This window comes from Streptomyces hazeniae (assembly GCF_031845485.1).
In the GTDB taxonomy this organism is placed as follows: domain Bacteria; phylum Actinomycetota; class Actinomycetes; order Streptomycetales; family Streptomycetaceae; genus Streptomyces; species Streptomyces hazeniae.
The window spans coordinates 1-493 of sequence record NZ_JAVREQ010000114.1 but is presented as its reverse complement, the minus strand read 5'-3'; the positions used below and the strand labels follow the sequence as shown (position 1 = coordinate 493).

Here is a 493-nt window from a genome sequence, read left to right as displayed (position 1 = left end):
GGGTGGATTCCGACTTTCGCGAGGATATGAAGACGGCGATGAGGGTGGGTTATGCGGACGGGAACGATCGTGTGAGACAGCAGGGCGCGGGGCCGGAGACCGACTGACGTGGCTGGCTGCGGTGAAAGGTGTGGGTGTGGGTGAGAAGCGGCGCGGGAGGGCCCTGACGGCTTTCCTGGTGGTGGCTGTTGGTGCCAGTGGTGCGGCGTGCGGAACGGACCCGGAGTCTCCTCCGTCGCCCTATGTGAATGCGGCTGAGGTATGTGAGGGGTTGTTCGCCGGTCGACTGGAGGGCACGGTTCAGGCCGTGGCCGGCGGAACCGTCTTCCATCGGGATGAAGGGGACGGACTGGGCAAGGTGATCGAAAAGGTCGAGGAGTATTACGCTTCGGGGCGCAGCTGGTCTGCGAAGCAGACGCTCTGCGATGTTTCGATCAAGGGGGCTTTCTCTAATACCGGGACCGCAATATCCTTCAGTATTTACGCGCCCTCC

The 493-nt window shown here is 62.7% G+C and carries 1 pseudogene; it reads left to right on the top strand.

Annotated features, from left to right (window positions below):
- Nucleotides 1-136 precede the first annotated feature (136 nt).
- Nucleotides 137-493 (top strand): annotated as a pseudogene (locus RM572_RS28865) (hypothetical protein); the annotation flags it as partial.